The sequence below is a fragment of the Azospirillaceae bacterium genome (assembly GCA_028283825.1).
GTDB lineage: Bacteria > Pseudomonadota > Alphaproteobacteria > Azospirillales > Azospirillaceae > Nitrospirillum.
Map to the genome: position 1 here is coordinate 1,897,974 of JAPWJW010000001.1, position 19,851 is coordinate 1,917,824.

At 65.8% G+C, this 19,851-nt stretch carries 15 protein-coding genes and 1 tRNA gene; 7 read left to right on the forward strand and 9 right to left on the reverse strand.

Translation table 11 applies throughout. The features are described 5' to 3' along the window. The first annotated feature begins 42 nt into the window (after positions 1-42). From PW843_07660 to PW843_07675, 4 genes are all read left to right on the forward strand, one after another. A complete protein-coding gene (locus PW843_07660; protein ID MDE1146485.1) occupies positions 43-1,011 on the forward strand; it encodes a diguanylate cyclase in 969 nt (322 codons plus the stop codon). Between the two features lie 117 nt (positions 1,012-1,128). Further along, a complete protein-coding gene (gene selA, locus PW843_07665; GenBank protein MDE1146486.1) occupies positions 1,129-2,508 on the forward strand; it encodes an L-seryl-tRNA(Sec) selenium transferase in 1,380 nt (459 codons plus the stop codon). Next, positions 2,505-4,472, forward strand: coding sequence for a selenocysteine-specific translation elongation factor (selB, locus tag PW843_07670; protein MDE1146487.1), 1,968 nt, complete (start codon positions 2,505-2,507; stop codon positions 4,470-4,472). The genes selA and selB overlap by 4 nt, the downstream gene beginning before the upstream one ends. 1 nt (position 4,473) lies before the next feature. Beyond that, a tRNA-Sec gene (locus PW843_07675) sits at positions 4,474-4,569 on the forward strand. A gap of 213 nt (positions 4,570-4,782) precedes the next feature. Here PW843_07675 and PW843_07680 read toward each other — a convergent pair. The 4 genes from PW843_07680 to selD form a co-directional block, all read right to left on the reverse strand. Then, a complete protein-coding gene (locus PW843_07680) occupies positions 4,783-5,874 on the reverse strand; it encodes a hypothetical protein (protein MDE1146488.1) in 1,092 nt (363 codons plus the stop codon). Positions 5,875-5,946: 72 nt separating this feature from the next. Next, a complete protein-coding gene (locus PW843_07685; GenBank protein MDE1146489.1) occupies positions 5,947-6,198 on the reverse strand; it encodes an acyl carrier protein in 252 nt (83 codons plus the stop codon). A gap of 3 nt (positions 6,199-6,201) precedes the next feature. After that, positions 6,202-8,076: an HAD-IIIC family phosphatase gene (locus PW843_07690; protein MDE1146490.1), complete on the reverse strand. Its 1,875-nt coding sequence runs from the start codon at positions 8,074-8,076 to the stop codon at positions 6,202-6,204. 313 nt (positions 8,077-8,389) lie between these two features. After that, complete coding sequence (gene selD / locus PW843_07695) at positions 8,390-9,436, reverse strand: selenide, water dikinase SelD (protein ID MDE1146491.1); 1,047 nt, start codon at positions 9,434-9,436, stop codon at positions 8,390-8,392. Between the two features lie 273 nt (positions 9,437-9,709). On the opposite strand from selD, the gene PW843_07700 reads away from it, so the two are divergent. Then, positions 9,710-10,756 (forward strand): permease, encoded by a 1,047-nt coding sequence (locus tag PW843_07700; protein MDE1146492.1) that lies wholly within the window; start codon positions 9,710-9,712, stop codon positions 10,754-10,756. A 157-nt stretch (positions 10,757-10,913) separates the two neighbouring features. Here PW843_07700 and PW843_07705 read toward each other — a convergent pair whose 3' ends face one another. After that, on the reverse strand, positions 10,914-11,813 hold the full coding sequence (locus PW843_07705) for a CPBP family intramembrane metalloprotease (protein MDE1146493.1): 900 nt from the start codon (positions 11,811-11,813) through the stop codon (positions 10,914-10,916). 210 nt (positions 11,814-12,023) lie between these two features. On the opposite strand from PW843_07705, the gene PW843_07710 reads away from it, so the two are divergent. Then, on the forward strand, positions 12,024-13,016 hold the full coding sequence (locus tag PW843_07710; protein ID MDE1146494.1) for a zinc-dependent alcohol dehydrogenase family protein: 993 nt from the start codon (positions 12,024-12,026) through the stop codon (positions 13,014-13,016). 155 nt (positions 13,017-13,171) lie between these two features. Here the strand turns inward: PW843_07710 and fdhE are convergent, their stop codons facing one another. The 4 genes from fdhE to fdnG all read right to left on the reverse strand — a co-directional run bounded on the left by fdhE (position 13,172) and on the right by fdnG (position 18,876). After that, on the reverse strand, positions 13,172-14,098 hold the full coding sequence (fdhE, locus tag PW843_07715; protein MDE1146495.1) for a formate dehydrogenase accessory protein FdhE: 927 nt from the start codon (positions 14,096-14,098) through the stop codon (positions 13,172-13,174). Between the two features lie 76 nt (positions 14,099-14,174). Beyond that, a complete protein-coding gene (locus PW843_07720) occupies positions 14,175-14,849 on the reverse strand; it encodes a formate dehydrogenase subunit gamma (GenBank protein MDE1146496.1) in 675 nt (224 codons plus the stop codon). Beyond that, complete coding sequence (gene fdxH / locus PW843_07725) at positions 14,846-15,760, reverse strand: formate dehydrogenase subunit beta (GenBank protein ID MDE1146497.1); 915 nt, start codon at positions 15,758-15,760, stop codon at positions 14,846-14,848. The genes PW843_07720 and fdxH overlap by 4 nt, the downstream gene beginning before the upstream one ends. Beyond that, positions 15,760-18,876 (reverse strand): formate dehydrogenase-N subunit alpha, encoded by a 3,117-nt coding sequence (fdnG, locus tag PW843_07730; protein ID MDE1146498.1) that lies wholly within the window; start codon positions 18,874-18,876, stop codon positions 15,760-15,762. Before fdnG ends, fdxH begins: the two co-directional genes overlap by 1 nt. A 438-nt stretch (positions 18,877-19,314) precedes the next feature. On the opposite strand from fdnG, the gene PW843_07735 reads away from it, so the two are divergent. Next, entirely contained in the window at positions 19,315-19,851 is a 537-nt protein-coding gene (locus PW843_07735; GenBank protein ID MDE1146499.1) for a methylated-DNA--[protein]-cysteine S-methyltransferase, read from the forward strand.

Genomic DNA, 19,851 nt, shown 5'->3' on the forward strand with positions numbered 1-19,851 from the left:
CCGCCGCCGTTTCCCCCGCCTTGCCGACCACGGGAGCTTACCTTGGCCACACCCAGCACCGCCCCCTTCCGCATCCTGGTGGTGGACGATGACGTCGCCAGCGTCCGCGTCCTGTCATCGATCCTGAACGAAATGGGCGAGGTGTTCTTCGCCACCAATGGTCCGGCCGCCCTGAAGCGCGTGCACGGCGAACGGCCGGACCTGGTGCTGCTGGACGCGGAGATGCCGGGCATGGACGGTTTCGCCGTCTGCGCCACCCTGAAGTCCGACCCGCAGTTCCAGGACCTGCCCATCCTGTTCGTCACCGCCCATTCGGATATCGAGTTCGAAACCCGGGCCCTGGAGCTGGGGGCGGTGGACTTCATCTCCAAACCCTTCAGCCCGGCCATCGTCAAGGCGCGGGTCAAGACCCACCTGACCCTGAAGCAACGCACCGACGCCCTGAACCGCCTGGTGTCGCAGGACAGCCTGACTGGCATCGCCAACCGCCGCGCCTTCGATAAGGCCCTGGACGCGGAGATGCGCCGGGCCCACCGCGCCGGCGGCATGCTGTCGCTGCTGATGATCGATGTCGATTTCTTCAAGCGCTACAACGACCATTACGGTCATCCGGCGGGCGACGACTGCCTGCGCCGGGTGGCGTCCGCCTTGGCCGGGGTCGTCAAGCGGCCGGGCGAACTGGTGGCCCGCTTCGGCGGGGAGGAGTTCGCCGTCGTGCTACCGGCCTGCACCGCCAGCGGCGCCATCCTGCTGGCGGAAAAGCTGCGCGCCGCCGTGGCCGACATGGAAATCCCCCATGCCCAGTCCGACGTCTGCAGCACCGTGACCATCAGCCTGGGCATCGCCAACCACACCTTCGGACCGGATGAGGACGCCACCGTGCCCACCTTGGTGCAGGATCTGCAAACCGCCCTGCTGCTGGCCGCCGACCACGGCCTGTACCAGGCCAAGCGCACGGGGCGCAACCGGGCCGTGCTGGCGGAAATGACCGAGGGTGGCGCCACGGCGTGAGCGCCGTTACAGCCAGCCTTATCAAGCGCTTGGTCTGATGGAAACGGCGGCTTGACGGGCCGGTCAATGCCGTCACAAATGCATGTTCGTTTCCATGCCGAAAGGTCCCCGGCGCCCATGCACCCGCGCGATTTGCCGTCCATCACCGCCGTCCTGGGCAGCCCCGCCGCCGCCGCCCTGCTGGAACGCCATGGCCGCGCCGCCGCCACCGATGCCGCGCGCGCCGTGCTGGCCGACCTGCGCGCCGCCCTGCTGGCCAGTCAGGTGCCCAGCGGCGGCACCGACGCGGATGCCGTCGCCGCCCTGGCGCTGACCCGGGTGGAGGCGGCCGACAGGTCCAAGCTGCGGCCGCTGTTCAACCTGACCGGCACCGTGCTGCACACCAACCTGGGCCGGGCCTTGCTGGCGCAAGAGGCCATCGCGGCGGCGGCCGCCGCCATGGCCGATCCGGTGGCCCTGGAATTCGACCTGGAGGACGGCGGCCGGGGGGAGCGTGACGACCATGTCCGCGCCCTGCTGTGCGAACTGACGGGGGCGGAGGACGCCACCCTGGTCAACAACAACGCCGCCGCCGTGCTGCTGACCCTGAACACCCTGGCGCGCGGCCGCGACGCCATCGTCTCACGCGGGGAACTGATCGAGATCGGCGGCGCCTTCCGCATGCCCGACATCATGGCCCAGGCCGGCGCCCGCCTGGTGGAGGTTGGCACCACCAACCGCACCCACGCCAAGGATTACAAGGCGGCACTGGGGCCGGACACCGGCGTGGTGCTGAAGGTCCACACCTCCAACTACCTGATCCAGGGCTTCACCAAGGAAGTTACGGCCCCGGAACTATCGGCCCTGGCCAAGGCCGCCGGCGTGCCGCTGCTGAACGATCTGGGGTCCGGCACCCTGGTCGACCTGTCGCGCTATGGCCTGAAGCGGGAACCGACGGTGCGCGAGGCGGTGGCGGAGGGGGCGGACCTGGTGACCTTCTCCGGCGACAAGCTGCTGGGCGGGCCGCAGGCGGGCTTCATCGTCGGCCGCCGCGACCTGGTTACCGCCGTCAACCGCAACCCGATGAAGCGGGCCCTGCGCGTGGACAAGATCCGCCTGGCCGCCATCGAAGCGACGCTGAAGCTGTACCGCGATCCCGACCGCCTGGCCCAGCGCCTGCCCACCCTGTTCCTGCTGGCCCGACCGCAAGCCGAGATCGCCGAGCAGGCCCGCCGCCTGGCCCCGGCCCTGGCGGCGGCGCTGGGCGACGGTTACGCGGTGGAGGTGTGCGCCTGCGACAGCCAGATCGGCTCCGGCGCGTTGCCGCTGGACACGCTGCCCAGTGCCGGTCTGGCCATCACGGCCGGCGGCCATGCCCTGAACGCCCTGGCGGCCGCCTTCCGCGCCCTGCCCCGCCCCGTCATCGGCCACATCACGGAGGGGCGCCTGGTGCTGGACCTGCGCTGCCTGCGCGATGAGGACGCCTTCGTCGCCAACCTGGCCGGGCTGTCCGTATGATCATCGGCACCGCCGGCCATATCGACCACGGCAAGACCGCCCTGGTCCGCGCCCTGACCGGCGTGGACGGCGACCGCCTGAAGGAAGAGAAGGCGCGCGGCATCACCATCGACCTAGGGTTCGCCTACCTGCCCACCGAGGGCGGGCCGACCCTGGGTTTCGTCGACGTGCCGGGGCATGAGCGTTTCGTCCACACCATGGTGGCCGGCGCCGGCGGCATCGACTACGCCCTGCTGGTGGTGGCGGCCGACGACGGCCTGATGCCGCAGACCCGGGAACATCTGGCCATCATCGACCTGCTGGGCATCCGCCGGGGCATCATCGCCCTGACCAAGGCCGACATCGCCCCGCCCGGCCGTATCGAGGCGCTGACCGCCGAGATCGCCGCCACCCTGGCCGATAGCAGCCTGGCGGGTGCTGAAATCCTGCCCGTCTCCGCCTTGACCGGCCAGGGTGTGGACACCCTGCGCCGGCGCCTGGAGGATGCGGCCAAGGACATGGCCCAGGGGCAAGACCGCGGCGGGGATGGCGCCTTCCGCCTGGCCATCGACCGCGCCTTCACCCTGACGGGCGTGGGCGTGGTGGTCACCGGCACCGTACTGTCCGGCGTGGTGCGGGTGGGCGACACGGTGACCGTCAGCCCGTCCGGCCTGACCGCCCGCGTCCGCTCCCTCCACGCCCAGAACCAGGTGGCGCAGGAGGGCCGCGCCGGTGACCGCTGCGCCCTGAACCTGGCGGGACCGGACATCACCAAGGACGCCCTGCACCGGGGCGACATGGTGCTGGCCCCCGGCCTGCACGCCCCCACCGACCGCATCGAGGCCACGCTACGCCTGCTGCCCCGCGAGACCAAGGGGGAGGGCGCGCCCAAGCCGCTGGGCCAGTGGTTCCCCGTGCGCCTGCACCACGCGGCGGCGGAGGTCGGTGGCCGCATCGTCCTGCTGGGCGACGACGCCCTGGCCCCGGGGGCGGCGGCGCCGGTGCAACTGGTGCTGGACCGGCCGATCGCGGCGGCGGCCGGCGACCGCTACATCATCCGCGACGTATCAGCCCAGCACACGCTGGGTGGCGGCCGTTTCATCGACCTGCGCCCACCCGCCCGGCGCCGGCGCACGCCGGAACGCGCGGCACAGCGGGCGGCCCTGGCCATCCCTGACGCGAAAGTGGCGCTGACCGCCCTGCTGGCCGCCCCGCCCTTCCTGGTGGACCTCTCAGCCTTCGTCCGCGACCGCGCCCTGCCGCCCGGCACGGCCGACGCCCTGGCCGCCGAACTGGGCCTGGTGGTGCTGGAACAAACCGCCCTGTCGGCCGACAGCTGGGCCGCCTTCCTGGCGCAACTGGCGGAGAAACTGGCGGCCTATCACGCTGAGAACCCGGACCTTCAGGGCCTGGGGCGGGAGAAACTGCGCCTGGCACTACAGCCCCGCCTGCCGGCCGCCGTCTTCATGCCGGCGCTGCAACGGGCGGTGGCCCAGGGGCTGGTGGCGCTGGACGGGTCCTTCGTCCGCCTGGCCGGCCACACCGTGCGCCTGGCCCCGGTGGATGAGGAATCGTGGGAAGAACTGGCCCCCCTGCTGGGCGGCGAGGTCCGCTTCCGCCCGCCGCGCGTGCGCGACATCGCCGAGGCCACCGGCCGAACGGAGGCGGAAGCGCGCCGCCTGCTGAAGCTGGCCGGCCGCATGGGCTGGGCGGATGAGGTGGCGCACGACCATTTCTTCCTGCGCGACACCGTGCGCGAGATGCTGGCCCTGGCGGTGGACGTGGCGGCCAACGCCCCCGACGGCACCTTCGTCGTCGCCCCCTTCCGCGACCGCATGGACAACGGCCGCAAGGTCGCCATTCAGATCCTGGATTTCTTCGACCGCCACGGCATCACGCTGCGCCGGGGTGACCTGCGCCGCATCAACCCGCACCGTCTGGACTTGTTCGGCCCGCCTGTGCTTTTGTCTGGCGAGCGGCCGTAACGGAAGGGAATCGCCCCTGGTGGGGCGTCCGGACTTCAAATCCGGGTGAGGCAGCGAGACTGTCTCGGGTGGGTTCGACTCCCATTCCCTTCCGCCACTTCCCCGGGGAACGACGGTGCAGCCGGGGTGATGGGCCCCTTATACGCGCGGCATTTGAACGTGACCGCTCAAATGCCGCCCCTCAAGCGCCGGGCGCGCCCATCCGGTCGCTTGGCTTCCTCAGTTTCCGGTCCACTTTGTTCCCCAGAAACTTCCGGCGGACGCGGTCGCGTCCTACAGCGGCACGAGTCAGCGTCTCGTGCCGCTGGTATTAGTCCGGATACTCAAGCATCCACGTGTTGACGCATACCTTTTCCCAAGCGTCCGCATCAATTGTCGACATATTGGCCAAGGGGGAGAATTTCCCTATCCGACCATGAAGCAGGCCGGATTCATACCTTAACACGCTTCCGCTCGGGTTATTTTCATCCGCCAAGCCAACCCATAGCAACTTTGCCGGCCCAATGGACTTCAATAATGAATTGAGTTCCTCCACTTGGGCCAAATCGACGCCCTCCTGATGGAAGACGAATATCTTTTCCCCATCCTGGATGTCCTCCCGAAGCTTCCTAACGAGAAAGGCCAGACGTCGTCCCTGTTGAGCGAGAACCTTCTCCGGCGTGGATTCTTGAGCGGTTATAAACGTATGAAAATTAAATTCATAATCAAGATGATCAATCAAATACTCATTACTGTCAGACAGGTGCGTGCTTAATTTTGAAGGATCGCCCACCCCATCAAAATCTGCCCTTATCATTCTAAGCAATTGATCGAGATTTATTCCGGCGAGCCGAAGAAGCCCAAGTGGATCTATCCCACAACGACGCTGAAATAGACCAAACTCACAATTATACCCCAGGCTTTCAAATCTTCCCGCTATCTGCGCACGGCCATCTGCGGCAGTAGATATCGCTTTCCCTTGAGAAACATTAGTCGATTTTTCTACTGACTCAAAAATCATCTCAAACAAACTAAGACTAATAGGGCGCCAATCGCCGCTATCGGTAATCTCCATGGGCACCACGAAGTCAGGGTGATATAGTGTAAGTTCGTCCTTGCCATCCGCCCCCAATACTCCGTCGGGAATTTCAAATATAACTCTGCCCCCCTCTGCAATGCTTTCGAATTCCACTTGCCCAAACTTAATATCATTAATCAACACCTGAAGTCGCTGAACCGGCCTGATGCGGTGCAGGAACGGGGCAGCGTATATGATGATATTCAGTGGGCCGCGAAGATCGGGTAATTTAAGCCTTGAATGAGAACCGGTCATCCAAGTGAACCCATCTTCAGGCCAAGACCAACCATCGACAGTATGGTCGCCGGAGTTGCCTTCGCGGCCAAATTTGATGGAAAAAGCCATGCCGAAACCCTCATTCATAACTTAGCGCGTTATGAGATTTTGAAAATTTTGCCCGCGACCGAATTGTCCGGACTAGACCTTGGCGGTCCCTTTCTCACGGATGACCCGGACCAGATCACCCACATTCCGCAGGCTATCAAGATCACGGGTGTGGAACTTGAAGCCGAACTCCGCCTCAGCAGCGATGATGATTTCAATCTGCTTAAAGGAATCCCAACCAGCGACGTCCTTCGCCGACAGGTCAGGCATCAGGACGAGATCATCCCGCATGAACACCTCTTCGAATATGGGCGCCAGGGCGGCGTAAATTGCGTCATCTTGCATCTTCTACTCCGAAACCATGGTTATCGCCGTCGGCCTCGGTGCGAAGCCTTCGATGTCCAACTCGCCGCGGCACCCTTGTTCATCGGCGTGAACGACGGTGAAGCCTAAATTCCGATAATGCTCCCGCACCATGCCGTTCTTGTCGGTGGCAATATATTGCCCCACCAGGCGGCGGGCCCCCAGGGCGCGGGCGCGTTCGGCGACCAGGTTCAGGGTGGTGACCTCCACCTGTCGTCCCAGCACCCGGCAACTCATCAGCCAAGTGTCGATGACGAAATCGTTCCCCTCAAGGCGCCCGATGATGATGCCGATGATGCCGTTGTCGCCGAACCGGTCGGTGAGGCGAAGCTGCAACCCGACGGCAGCGCCATCTTCCATGACGCCCTGCACCTGGGCGTCGGTGTAGCGGCGGGTGGTCAGGTTGAACTGGTTCGTCTTGTTGATCAGCTGCACGATGCGCTGCAGGCCGATCCGGTCGAAATCGCGGCTGACCAGACGCATTTCCAGGCCGGCCAGATATGAGGCCATGTCCGTGGCCTGGGTGCGGAATGAATCGCGCAGCTGGTTGCCCGCATACTGGGTGGTGCGGGCCAGATCATCCTCGGTCACCGCCAGCCCTTCGAAATATCCGGCGGCGGCCAGGATCTTAGGAAAAAAGGTGGGGTCGTCCGATACTTCGGGCACCGCCACCATGGGCAGTTCCTGGCGCACGAGGTTGCGTTCGAACGGGTTGTCGTCAACGAACACGATGCTGTCGATGCCGATGTTCAGTTCCTTGGCGATGTGCCGCAAATTGGTGGCCTTGTCCGTCCAATTCGCGACGAAGCAGGCGATGTCCGGCAAATGCAGGATCATGTCGGGATGCCGCTCGAACGGCTCACGCGCGTTCTTGTCATCGTTCTTGGAACACACGGCCAGAATGACACCCCGGCGCGAAAGATCGCGGGCATAGGCCTGGAAGGCGACGTAGGCCTCACCCAAGGCGCTGCCCTGGCCCAGGGTGATGCCCTCAAGCCCGTCATCGCCGATGACGCCGCCCCAAAGGGTGTTGTCCAAGTCCAAGGCCAGGCACTTGAACGACCGCCCCTGCTTGGCCGCCATCAGGCGCGCGACCAGATCCCCGTATAGGGGGGCCGCGGTCAACGCCACCTCCTGCTTCGAACGGTGCCAAAGGCCCTCGCCGTGCCAGGCGCCCAGTCCGTGTTCGGCGGCCTGGGCATCCACGGCCAGGATGTCCACACCCTCCTCATCCGCGATGGCGCGCAAGCGGTCATTGAGGTACGTGACGCCCCAGGCGCGTGAGCCGGGCAGCCGGTGCTCGTTATTGCCCAACAGGGCGGGAAACACCGGCAGGCAGGCCTGCTGGATCACCAGGCCCCCGAACGCCCGTCGCGCCAGCCGCCAGCAATGCCGCACCTCTTCCAAGGTGGCATCCAATGTCCCCCGCGCCTCCGCCGCCGTCTGGCCGATGCGCAGGCTGCTGGTCAGCGTCACCGCGTCCAGGGCGAACAGCACGACCGTCGGGCGGAAGGCGTACAGGGCGGAGCCCTCGTCCTCCAACTCCTGGCGATACTGGCCATAGTCGTTCTCGTAGACCGAAACATGAAGGCCGCGGCGCAAACCGCCGATCCGGATGCCGGGCTTCAGGTGCGTCAATGTGGCACTGCCAAGGATGGCGAGCCTGACGGGTTTGCCGGTGATCCCGTCTGGAACGGTTTCCCCCCAACGACGGACCACCATCTCATCCAACGCGTTGGTTTGGGAAAAGCCCAGGCGGGCATTGGCCAGGGTGACGGCCTGGACCCAGGCCGCGTCGGGCGTCTTGGCAAAGTCCTTAAGCGCCGACCGCCAGCCATCAACCTCGGGGAGCCACGACAAGTCAGTCATCATGCCCCCTCACCATGTTCCGCAGAATGCAAAATCCCCATTCGAATTCAATGACATCGCTGAAGCCGGGCGACGCCCGCCAACATGTTGAAACCATATCCACTTCCATCAGAACCGTTTGTGAAATTACGGATAGGTTCCTGGCGATGGCACGGGCCGGTGCGGATCAAGCTGGCGACGTGGCTGAAGCGGCCTCCGTTCGGTGAAATATGGACAGACCTCCCCCTATAACGACCTGGGGGGCCTTACGGCCCCCCAGAAAATGTCAGGCGGCCGCGACCGCAGCCTATTGAAAGGGCAGGTGTCAAAGAACCCGCAGCACCGGCTCCCCTTCCGTCACCCGGCCGATGATGGTGGCGCGGGGATAACCCGCCGCCACGATCCGCCGGCAAATTTCCTCCGCCCGTTCCGGCGCCACCGCCACCAGCAGGCCGCCGGAGGTTTGCGGGTCGGTCACCAGGGCGCGCTGCCAGTCGGGGAAGCTTTCGGGCAAGCGGATCTCATCACCATAGCTGGCCCAGTTGCGGTGGGAGGCACCGGTGATGAAGCCGCCCTGGGCCAGGGCGTGGGCCTGGGACAGGAAAGGCAGGCGGTTCCATTCCACCTCGAGCGTCAGCTTGGCGCCGCGCGCCATTTCCAGGCCGTGGCCGCCCAGGCCGAAACCGGTGACATCGGTGATGGCGTGCACGTCCGGATCCTGCGCCAGGGTGGCGCCCACGGCGTTCAGCAGGGTGGTGCTGGCCACCATCTCCGTATAACCGGCGGCGTCCAGCTTCTGCTTCTTGAAGGCGGAGGAATAGACGCCCACGCCCAGGCCCTTGGTCAGGATCAGGACGTCGCCGGCCCTGGCGGTGGCGTTGCGGCGGATGGCGGCCGGCGGGGCGATGCCGATGACGGCCAGGCCGTAGATCGGCTCCACACTGTCGATGGAATGGCCGCCGGCCACGGGGATGCCGGCCTCGGCACAGACCGCGGCGCCACCGGCCAGGATCTCCCGCACCACATCGGTCGACAGCTTGCCCAGCGGCATCCCCAGGATGGCCAGCGCGAAGATGGGCCGGCCGCCCATGGCGTAGACGTCGGACAGGGCGTTGGTGGCGGCGATGCGGCCGAAGTCGCGCGGGTCGTCCACCACCGGCATGAAGAAGTCGGTGGTGGCGATGATGCAGTGGCGGTCATCCAGCTGCCACACTGCGGCATCGTCACCCGTCTCCGTCCCCACCAGCAGGTTGGCATAGGGTGCCGCCTGCGGCTGGCCCGCCAGCAGCTGTTGCAGCACGGCCGGCGCCAGCTTGCAGCCACAGCCGCCGCCATGTGCCAGGTCGGTCAATCGCAGGGGGGTGTCGGACATCTTCATCGCCTTCCATAATCAGGGCTGTTGCGCGAAGTGGGCGACCGCCATGCGTCGCGTGCGTCAACATTGCCAACAATGGATAGCGCCGTTAAGACTGTAATCGTTCCACCGATGATGCCCGTCACCCATGCGTTCCACACCTGTTGCGCAACGGGGAAGGCAGGAGGCGTCTCGGTTCCGGAACCGTGGCCCGGTCGGGTCCAACCCCACGCGGGACGGCAGGGCCGTTTCGCGCGGGTTCGATCACGCCCACGGAATGCGATCCTTCGAATGACCACGCAGAAGACCCACAAGCTTAACCCGATGACCGGCGCGCTGATCGTCGCCCTCATCGCCATCGCCGGCCTTTTCTATGTGAAATGGTCGCCCTATTACGCCCGCGCCTTCGTGGCAGCCAGCAACCACGCCATCGGCAAGTCCATCCTGATGGGCAATGACGCCGCCGCCCCCGTCCCATCCTGGGACGCGGCGGTGGGCTACGCGCTGGCCTACGGCAAGGCCATCTGGCAGGCCATGGTGCTGGGCCTGCTGCTGGGCTCCGCCATCCAGGCCTTGCTGCCGGTCAACTGGGTGGCGCGCGCCCTGGGCCGCACCGGCTTCGGCAGCGTGCTGGCCGGCGGCCTGCTGTCCCTGCCCGGCATGATGTGCACCTGCTGTGCCGCCCCCGTGGTGGTGGGCCTGCGCCGGCAGCAGGCGTCCCCCGGGGCCGCCATGGCCTTCTGGCTGGGCAACACCGTGCTGAACCCGGCGACGCTGATCTTCATCGGCTTCGTCCTGGGCTGGCAGTGGACGGGCCTGCGTCTGGCGCTGGGCCTGGTGATGGTCCTGGGCCTGGGCGCGCTGGTCAACCGCTTCAGCCCCATCGCCGACCAGGGTGCCGCATTGCTGGCGCTTCAGGCGGAGGCGGAAGCCGAGAACCCCTTCGCCCGCTGGCTGCGCATCCTGGGCCGCATGGCCCTGCGCCTGATCCCGGAATATGTGGTGATCGTCCTGGCGCTGGGGGCCGCCCGCGCCTGGCTGTTCCCCGCCATCGGGCCGGACATCGGCAACAGCTTCATCTGGATCGCCGCCTTCGCCATCGCCGGCACCCTGTTCGTCATCCCCACGGCGGGTGAGGTTCCCATCATCCAGGCCATGCTGTCGCTGGGCATGGGGGTCGGCCCCGCCGGCGCCCTGCTGATGACCCTGCCACCCGTCAGCCTGCCGTCCGTCGCCATGCTGGCCCGGTCCTTCCCGCCCAAGGCCATGGTCATCACCGTCAGCGCCGTGGTGGTGCTGGGCATCGTCAGCGGCTACCTGGCCGTGGCGCTGTTCTGAGTTTACCAGCGGCACGAGGGTGCACCCTCGTGCCGCTGTAGGCCCCGACGGGGCCGCCGGAGCCTTTCGGGGAACGTTAGTGGACTGAAAGGCGAGGAAGCCCCAAGCCAGCGGATGCTGGCGCCCGGCGTTTGAGGGGGCCTTTGATCGGTCAAGATCAAAGGCCGCGCGGTACCCGCACTTTGGCCACGCCGCGCGGCGTGGTCACCGTCAGCGCCGCGAAAGCGCACAGCACGGCGATGAAGGCGAAGACGCTGCCTTCCGGGCCGACGGCGCCGCCGGTGATCCAATCGGACCCGGCGGGGGTGAAATCCAGCAAGTGCCCCCGATCCAGATAGCCGCTGCCGGCCGCCCCGAACAGCGGCGCGCTGGCCCAGTTCCAGCCGGTGTGATAGCCGGTGGACCACCAGAACGATCCCGTGCGGTAGACGGCATAGGCCAGCAGCGCGCCTTGCAGGAATAGCCGCACCAGCCAGATCGTGGTGGCGCCGGGATTGCCCAGGTGCAGGACGGAAAACATCAGGCCGGACACCAGCACGGCGCCGCGCCAGCCGACGAAACGTTCGGCGATCAACACCACGGCCACGCGGCCGAACAGTTCCTCGCCCATGGCGCCGATGAAATCGAACACGAACCAGCCGGTGCCGTTCAGCACGGCGGCCCCCGCCGATTGCCGCCCCACCGCCACCGTGGCGCTACCGGTCGCGAGGATGGCCAGGATGGCGGCGATCATCACGGCAAGGCCGGTGACGATGCCGATTCCGGCGAACCGCAGGGCCTTGGGCGCCAGCAGCGGCGGCCCGTCCAGGCGATAGCCCAGGATGGCGCACACCCCGGCGACGACCGCCATGTCCAGGATCAGCCGCACGATCATCCGCACCGCATAGGGCGGCAGGCCCATGGCGCCATCGGTGATGGTGTGCAGGTCGAACGCCACCGCCAGGGGGTGGTAGAGCGCATGTTCAACCGTATCGAACAAGAAATAGGCCGCGACTAGGAACACCAGCCCCAGCCATCGCCGCAAGGGCCCCCATTCGACGGCGACGGATGATGCCATGGCGGAGCCTGCCTTTGATCGTGAGAGTGCGTACCGGCTGTCAGTAGCCGGCACCGGCGCCGAACGCCAGTGCCGCATGATGGGAGGCGCACTGGGGCCACGGCCATCCCGGAACGGTTGGTCCGGAGTGTCCCGCATTTCACGCCATTTATCTTCAGCAAGGCGCATCCCCATCTTCAGTCACACCAATCAATCTGGAGTGACGGCCAAATGGCACGCGTCGTTCGTTTTTGCGAGTATGGGGGACCGGAGGTCCTGCGCATCGAGGATGTGGACGTTCCCGCCCCCAAGCCGGGACAGGTGCAGATCCAGGTCAAGGCGCTGGGCCTGAACCGGGCGGAATCCATGCTGCGCACCGGCCACTATGTCGAGGCGCCGAAATCCTGGCCCTGCGGCCTGGGGTATGAGGCGGCGGGCGTGGTGGCGGCCCTGGGCGCGGATGTCTCGGGCTTCACCGTCGGCGACGCCGTCAGCGTGGTGCCGGCGGACTCCCAGATCGGCTGGCCGGCTTATGGCGAACTGGCCAATTTCGAACAGCACCTGGTGGTGAAGCATCCACCGACGCTCAGTTGGGAAGAGGCGGCCGCCACCTGGATGCAGTACGTCACGGCCTACGGTGCGCTGATCGACCTGGCCGGGCTGGGCAAGGGCGATTTCGTCGCCATCACCGCCGCCAGCAGCAGCGTCGGCCTGGCCGCCATCCAGATCGCCCGCATGGTGGGCGCCACCCCCATCGCCGTCACCCGCACCCATGCCAAGTGCCCGGCCCTGCTGGACGCCGGTGCCGCCCACGTCGTGGCCAGCGCGGAGGAGGATCTGGAGGCACGGCTGAAACAGATCGCGGGCCCCACCGGCGTGCGCGTGGTGTTCGACCCCATTGGCGGCCCGGCCTTCGTGCCCCTGACCGCCGCCATGTCCCGGGGCGGCATCCTGATCGAATACGGCGCGCTGAGCCCGGAGGCGACACCCTTCCCCCTGTTCAACGTGCTGGGCAAAAGCCTGACGCTGCGGGGCTATCTCTACAATGAGGTCACCAGCGATCCGGAACGGCTGAATGCCGCCAAGGCCTTCATCGTGGACGGCCTGGCATCAGGCGCGTTGAAACCCATCATCGCCCGCACCTTCGCCTTCGACGACATCGCCGAGGCCCACCGCTACCTGGAATCGAACCAGCAGTTCGGCAAGCTGGTCGTGAGGGTGTAGGCTGCGACCGCAGCCGCCGGAAGTTTTCGGGGAGCGTAGCGGACTGAAAACTGAGGATAAGCCAAGCCAGCGGATGCTGGCGCCCGGCGTTTGAGGGGGCATGATCAAATAAAAACGGCCCCGGTTGCGCCAACCGGGGCCGCTCTTCTTTTCCGCTACGCCAACAGCAACGGGTTGGGTGCGTGGCGCAGCCAGCCGACTTCGGCCACCATCAGGTCCAGGCCCAGGCTGGCCAGATCGTCGGCGTAGGGGTCCAGGTTGGTGTCCTTGCCCACATACAGCATCTTCGCATAGGTGTGGCAGTCGTCGCAGGTTTCCACCTGTACCGCCCCATTCTCACCCTCCACGCTTTTCAGCGACAGGTGGCCCGACTGGCCGCAGGTGATGCACACCGCCCGCACATGGTTCCAGGCGGTGGAGCAGAGGGAGCAGAACAGGTACCGCACCCCCGGCGTCTTGCCCGAGGCGGTGATGACACCCGACACCGCCGTGGAACCGCAGCAGGGGCACAAATTGCGCTCCGGCAGCAGGGGCACGTCGGCCGCGTCCAGGCCGGCGGCCAGCTTGGTGAAATAGACCTGCAAGGCGGCGGCGATGAACACGGCGCGGCCGGCATCGTCGGGGTTGACCTCACCGTGCAGGAAGTCGTCCGCCAGCCGTTCCAGCGTCTCCTCATCCACGTCGTTCAGGCTGTCGATGACGGCGGCCACCAGTTCCGGCATGTCGGGCAGCCGGTCGAAATAACGCAGGATCAGGGTCAGCGCCTCACGCCAGGCCCCATCGCGGTCGTGGCCGTCGGCGGCCAGCGGCGGCATGCCGGCCCCCGTGGCCTTGGCCATGTCGTCGGCGTCCGGCTCGGGCACGTCGATCATGTCGGCGGCCTCATGCTGGGCCTGCGACAGCTCGCTCAGGAAACCCAGCCACTCGCCCATGGGGTGGTCGATGGACAGCACGCCCAGCCGGCCGGAGGTTCGGGCGAAACGGGTGGCCGGATCGGGCAGGATCACGGGATCGGGCGTGCTGACACCACCCTGCGGGTTCCCTATCCACGGCGCCTTCGGCGCCACTTCACCCTGTCTCATGGGTCCAACTCCTGAAAAGCAATCGGGGCGCGGCCTTCCCAGGCCACGCCCCGTGATAGATAGGCGCTGATGCCGTTCAGTGCTCGCGGAATTTCGCGGTGGAGGTCGGCGTCGGGCCGGGGGAGCCGCTGGCGGCCAGGCTGCGGAACCACTTGCGATGGTGCCGGAAGGCCCAGCCGGGCGTGACCCAGCCGTGCAGCATGGCCCGCATGGAGCCCTTCACCCACAGCGCGGCATAAACGTGCACAATCCAGATCAGGATGGCGCCGATGGCCCCCAGGCTGTGGATCAGCACGGCGACGCGCTGCGTCTCGATGGAGGTGGAATGGCCGAAGTACACTTCCCAGATCAGGATGCCGGTGACGAACAGCACCGGGATGATCAGGGCCATGCCCCAGAACACCACCTTCTGCCCGGCGTTGAAGCGGGCAACCTCGGGCACGCCCTCTTCCCGGTTATCCAGGATCTGGTCCAGCTTCTTGGCCCATTCCAGATCCTCGCGCTTCCACAAATTGTCCCGCCAGAACTGGATGAACAAACCTAAGAAGCTGACGATCAGGCACACGCCCAGCCAGGGATGGACCGCCCGCATCCACTGCCCGCTGCCGAACAGGTTCGACAGCGCGAAGAAGATGGGGTGGAACATGGCCAGGCCCGACAGGGTCAGCAGCACGAAGCACAGGCCGGTGATCCAGTGGTTGATCCGGGTCACCGTCGAGTTGCGGACGATGGTTCCCTTCGGGTAGCTCATGGCTTGTCCTTCCCCTTATTGGAAAGCACGTGCTGGGCCTCCGCCTCGTCCTCTTCCGTGGTCTCGTTGGGACCGGAGACGACGGAATGGACGAAGGCGCCGATGGCGGCGAAGGCCAGGCCCGCCAGGGCCACCGGCTTCAGGAAGCCCTTCCAGGCGCCGACCAGGGCGCTGATGTGGGGCTTGTCCGGAAGGCCGGAATAGAGCGACGGCTTGTCCGCGTGGTGCAGCACGTACATGACGTGCGTGCCGCCCACCTCATGCGGGTCGTACAGGCCCGCGTTCTGGAAGCCGCGTTCCTTCAGCTCGGCGATGCGTTCGCCCGCCCAGTCCTTCATGTCGTCCTTGGAGCCGAACATGATGGCGCCGGTCGGGCAGGTCTTCACGCAGGCCGGTTCCAGGCCCACGCCCACGCGGTCGGAACACAAGGTGCACTTGTAGGACTTGTGGTCCTCGGCACTGATGCGCGGGATGTTGAAGGGACAGCCCTTCACGCAATAACCGCAACCGATGCAGTTCTCGCTGATGAAGTCGACGATGCCGTTGGCGTACTGGACGATGGCGCCGGGGGCCGGGCACGCCTTCAGGCAGCCCGGATCCTCGCAATGCATGCAGCCATCCTTGCGGATCAGCCACTCCAGGTCCCCCTGCTCGTTCTCATACTCGGCGAACCGCATCAGGGTCCAGGTGCCGGGGTTGAGATCGTGCGGGTTCTCGTACGCGCCGTGGAACTCCTCCATCTCCGGTCGCAGGTTGTTCCATTCCATGCAGGCGGACTGGCAGGCCTTGCAACCGATGCAGCGGCTGACGTCGATCAGCTTGGCCACTTCCAGTTCATGGTTGCGGACCTTGGGCGGCGTCAGGTTGGTGGCCGACCGGCGGATGTAGTCTTGGGATTGCAGGTCGGCCATCACGCGGTCCCCACCTTCTTGTTACGCGGCCCCTGGGCCACGTCGATCGCCGGCGGCGGGCTGGTCTTCTCGATGTTCAGCAAGAAGGCCTTGAACTCCGGCGTGTTGGTGTTGGCGTCACCGACGAAGGGCGTCAGCGTGTTGGCGCCGTAGCCCTTGCGCGCGACACCGGTGAAGCCCCAGTGGATGGGACAGCCGATGACGTGCGTCGCCTTGCCGTCCACCATCAGCGGCTTGATGCGCTTGGTCACGAAGGCCTTGCAGATCACCTGGCCGCGCTTGGACGACACCTTGACCCAACCGCCCTGCTCGATGCCCTTCTCCTTGGCCAGGACCTCGCCGATCTCAACGAATTCCTCCGGCTGGAGGATGGCGTTGATCAGCGAGTGCTTGGTCCAATAGTGGAAGTGCTCCGTCAGGCGGTAGGTGGTGCCGACGTAGGGGAAGTCCTGCGAGTTGCCCATCTGCTTCCGGTCGGAAGCGAAGACGCGGGCGGCCGGGTTGGACTTCACCTTGGGGTGCAGCACGTTTTCCGACGGGCTCTCGAACGGCTCGTAATGCTCGGGGAACGGACCTTCCACCATCATGCCACGGGCGAACAGGCGACCCTGCCCTTCCGCGTTCATGATGAACGGGCCGACGCTGTCCGACGGCTTCACCGTCGGGCCATAGTCGGGCACGTCCAGCCCCACCCACTTGGACCCGTTCCAGTGGATGATGGGCTTTTCCGGATTCCACGGCTTGCCGTCCAGGTCCGCGCTGGCGCGGTTGTACAGGATGCGGCGGTTGGCCGGCCAGGCCCAGGCCCAGTTGGGGGCGATGCCCGCCTCACGGGGGTCCGACGCGTCGCGCCGGGCCATCTGGTTGCCCTTTTCCGTCCAGCAGCCGGCGAAAATCCAGCAGCCCGACATGGTGGTGCCGTCGTCGCGCAGCTGGGCGAAACCGTCCAGCAGCTGCCCGGCCTTCATCACCACAGCCCCGGTGTCGTCCTTGATATCGACCAGGGCCCGCCCGTTCATCTCCTTCGCCAGTTCCTCCGGGGAGGGTTCGCCCGGATCGGTGTAGGACCAGCTCAAGTTCAGGATGGGGTCGGGGAAGGCGCCGCCGTCCTTGGCGTACATCGCCTTCATGCGGTTGTAGATGCCGGCCATGATCCACAGGTCGGGCTTGGCCTCGCCCGGCGCGTCGGCGGCCTTCCAGTGCCACTGCAGCCAGCGCGCGGAGTTGACGAGCGAGCCGTCCTCTTCCGCGAAGCAGGTGGTGGGAAGCTGGAACACCTCCGTCTGGATTTCATCCGGGTTGGCCGGGTTCTGCGGACCGTAGTCCTGCCAGAAGTTGGCCGTCTCGGTATCCAGCGGATCCATGACGACCAGGTACTTCAGCTTCGACAGACCCCGGCGGATCTTGCCCCGGTCGGGGAAGGCCTGCATGGGGTTGAAGCCCTGGCAGATGTAACCGTTCATCTGCCCGTTGTTCATCATCTCGAACGCGCGCAGCACGTCGTAGCCGTCCACGTCCAGCTTGGGCAGCCAGTCGTAGGCCCAGTTGTTCTCGGCCTTGGCGGCGTCGCCGTACAGGGCCTTCTGGAAGCTGACGAAGAACTTGCGGTAGTTCTGCCAGTAGCTGGTCTGTCCAGGCCGCAAGGGCTTGAACAGCTTGGTTTCCATGTACTTGTCCAGGGTGACTTCGCTGTCCTTCGGGATGTTCATGTATCCCGGCAACAGGTTGGACATCAGGCCGACGTCCGTCAGCCCCTGGATGTTGGAATGGCCGCGCAACGCGTTCATGCCGCCGCCGGCGATGCCGATGTTACCCAGCAGCAGCTGGATCATCGCCATGGCGCGGATGTTCTGCGCGCCCACCGAGTGCTGCGTCCAGCCCAGCGCGAACAGGCTGGTCAGGGCCTTGTGCGGGCTGGAGGTGGCGGCGATGATCTTGCAGATCTCCAGGTACTTGTCCTGGGGCGTACCGCAGATGCGGGACACCACCTCGGGCGTGTACCGATCAACATGCTTTTTCAGCAGGTTGATGACGCAGCGCGGGTGCTGCCAGGTGTCGTCCGACTTGGCGAACCCTTGCTCGTCCAGCTCGTAATCCCAGCTGGCCTTGTCGTAGGTGCGCTTTTCCTCGTCATAGCCGGTGAACAGGCCATCCTCGAACCCGAAGCCTTCCTTCACGATCAGGCCGGCATTGGTATAGGCCTTGGTGTAGGCGTGCTGGATCGCATCGTTCTCCAGCAGATAGCGCATGACGCCACTGAGGAAAGCGATGTCGGTGCCCGGCCGGATGGGGGCGTAGACGTCGGCGACGGACGCCGTGCGGGTGAAGCGGGGATCGACAACGACCAGCTTGGCCTTGTTCTCGATCTTGGCCTCGATCACCCATTTGAAACCGCAAGGATGCGCCTCGGCAGCATTGCCGCCCATGACAAGCACGACATCAGCGTTCTTGATGTCCTGCCAGGTGTTGGTCATCGCACCGCGACCGAATGATGGGGCCAAACTGGCCACCGTCGGTCCGTGTCAGACACGCGCCTGGTTGTCGAACGCAAGCATGCCCAGCGAACGGGCGACCTTCCAAGTGGCGAAGGCCGTCTCGCTGGAGGAAGCGGAGGCAGCCAGCATGCCGGTGGACAGCCACCGGTTGACGGTGGTGCCCGACGCGTTCTTCTCGATGAAGTTGGCGTCGCGATCCTGCTTCATCAGCGTGGCGATGCGGTCCAGGGCGAAGTCCCAGGACACTTCCTTCCACTCATGCCCGCCGGCGGCGCGGTACTTCGGCATGGACAGGCGGCCCGGGGCGCGCACGATATCCAGCAAGCCGGCACCCTTCGGGCACAGCGTGCCGCGGTTCACGGGATGGTCCGGATCACCCTCGATATGGATGACCGAGGACTTCACGTTCTTCGCGCGGTCGCCCTGGCTGTAGATCAGAATGCCGCAGGCCACCGAGCAATAGGTGCAGGTGTTGCGGGTTTCGGTGGCGGCGGTCAGCCTGAACGGCCGGACGGAGGCCGCCAGCGCGGAGCCCGCCAGGCCGAAGCCCAACGCACCCAAGCTGGAAGCCGCAAGTCCCGCGCCGGTCAGCTTCATAAAGCCGCGACGACTGAGATCCATGTCTCATACGCTCCCGTGAAAATCGGTTCCGCCCGTTACGCCGCCATCGTCATTGCGGGACGAATAGCGACGCTCAAGCGGATCACACATCATAGAACCTGGTGCGTTAAGGTCAAGTTATCGGCGGCGAATTTGTCAGCGACGGAATGATACCAATTTGACTAAACGCGTAAAATTTCGTTGCCGGAAAGACAAAGCAAATTATCCAACTTATGGTGTTCTATATTGGTTAACGGCTTCGCACTTTACGAGAGCGTTATATTTAAGAAAGCATAACGCCTATTTTTCCGCATCCGGTGCCTGACCTGACGCGGGACGGGCGGAATAGGGTGGCGGAAGTGAGGTGGCGTCCCCATTTTCCAGGTTCCCGGCCACGCCCGGCCAGGTACACTGGACGGCCCGGCCATCCGGTCGCCCCGCCAACAGATGGCACCCGAAATGTCCCATGTCTTCAAATGGATCGCCTCTCCCGTGGGCCAGCTTCAGCTGGTGGCGGAAGCCGACGCCCTGGCCGCCATCCTGTGGCAGGACGACCGGCCGGGCCGGGTGCGGCTGGACCTGCCGACGCAAGCGCCGGACCATCCGGTGTTGCGGGAAACGGAACGGCAATTGGCGGAATATTTCGACGGCCAGCGCCGGGTATTCGACGTTCCCCTGGCCTTCCGCGGCACGGATTTCCAGAAGGCGGTTTGGGCGGCGCTGTTAACCATTCCCTATGGCGACGTGCGCAGCTATGGCGACATCGCAAGGCAGATCGGCAATCCCGCCGCCGTCCGCGCGGTGGGTGCAGCCAATGGCCGCAACCCCATTTCCATCATCGCCCCCTGCCATCGCGTCATCGGCACCTCCGGCGCCCTGACCGGCTTCGCCGGCGGGCTGGAGACCAAGCGCCACCTGCTGGCCCTGGAAGGCCACGCGCCCAGCTGGCAGGAGTCCAACCGGCAGGGCGATTTGTGGGATACGGCGGCCGAATAA